At 59.8% G+C, this 1,191-nt stretch carries 2 protein-coding genes; both read right to left on the bottom strand.

Annotated features, from left to right (window positions below; genetic code table 11):
* Window positions 1-256: 256 nt before the first annotated feature.
* Window positions 257-493 (bottom strand): DUF1214 domain-containing protein, encoded by a 237-nt coding sequence (locus BLR85_RS28315; protein WP_244520918.1) that lies wholly within the window; start codon window positions 491-493, stop codon window positions 257-259.
* The gene (locus BLR85_RS28320) at window positions 486-965 is read right to left on the bottom strand and encodes a GNAT family N-acetyltransferase (RefSeq protein ID WP_093165259.1); all 480 of its coding nucleotides are present in this window, start codon (window positions 963-965) and stop codon (window positions 486-488) included. The genes BLR85_RS28315 and BLR85_RS28320 overlap by 8 nt, the downstream gene beginning before the upstream one ends.
* Window positions 966-1,191 lie beyond the last annotated feature (226 nt).

Here is a 1,191-nt window from a genome sequence, read left to right on the forward strand (position 1 = left end):
TGCGCAATCCTGCCGTTGGCAGGTCACGGCACCTCGCACACGCAGCATGGTTTCCGACCGTCGTGAACGGCCCACTGCCGCCATTCATGCAAGCCACGGCGGGCGACCGGAACGAGCAGAAACCGGACGCTTTTCAACCACTCAAGCGAAGGGCGGCATCACGAGGCAGCTTCCGCCCTTTCAAGGTGCCTGTTGTGTCGATTGGCATGCGACGTCGACATGACGGGACACCATAGCGGTTCCGTTTTCTCGGCGTCTACTGGACGAGTTCAGGGTCTCCAGGTCGCCAAGTCTTGTCGAACCAAGGTTCCAGAGGCCCGTAAAGGCGCATCATCACGTTGAAGCTTTGGCCAGGCATGGTCTGTGCCCAAATGCTTTCCTTTCCCTCTGGTGCCTCGGGGCCAAAATAGATCGTGTAACCACCGTCCTCGTTGGCGACGATGCCTTCACGATTTGAGTCGATGCCGCCGGACCGCTGATCCGTTTCAAGAATCGAGCGTGTCTGACCGCTGTAGGTAGTTTTGGTAGTCGAAGATCTTCCGGAAACCGATCTTCTCGTAGATCGGACGTCCCATGGTGGTGGCTTGCAATGTCGCCATTCTCGCTCCGCGTCGCTTCCCCTCAGCCATCGCATGAAGTGTCATCGCAGTGCCTAAGCCGCGCTTTCTCGCGTTCGGAAGTGTGGCGACTGCGTACACTCCGGCGAGACCTTCGGTAATGACCAGAGAACTGACCGCCACCGGTTCACCGTCGAGATAGGCCGTGAAGCGGGGTTGATCCTCGAAATGCTCAACCGGGATCGTGGCCTCGCAGGCCCCCATCGCCACACCGAGGCTGTCTTCCATTTCAAAGGCTTCGATGGTAAGTCGTCCCCACTCGCGGCGCTCCTCCGGGCCGTTGGCCGTTGCGATAACCATCCCCTCGATTTGCGGGGGGTGAGGAAGATCGGACAAGTCCACGAGCATGGCTGGCTGGGGATCCGTCGGTTGAAGGCCCGCCTTTTCGAGACGCGCCCGTAATTCTGCGCTCTCCGCTAGTTGGCCGACGCGCCAGAGAACCGGGATGTCGCTCGACCTCGCGCAGTCCGCCGCGAGGTCTAAAGCACCCCGCCATTAACCTGAGACATATCCGGCAGCCTTGAAGTAGCTCCAGCATTCTTGCGGAGAATAGAGATCGCAGACCTGGGCGATG

This window comes from Aliiruegeria lutimaris, assembly GCF_900099935.1.
GTDB classification, from domain to species: domain Bacteria; phylum Pseudomonadota; class Alphaproteobacteria; order Rhodobacterales; family Rhodobacteraceae; genus Tropicimonas; species Tropicimonas lutimaris.

Bases quoted from the DNA above. Each gene is read 5' to 3' on its own strand.
- BLR85_RS28320 (WP_093165259.1), bottom strand. From the start codon at position 965: ATGCTCGTGGACTTGTCCGATCTTCCTCACCCCCCGCAAATCGAGGGG.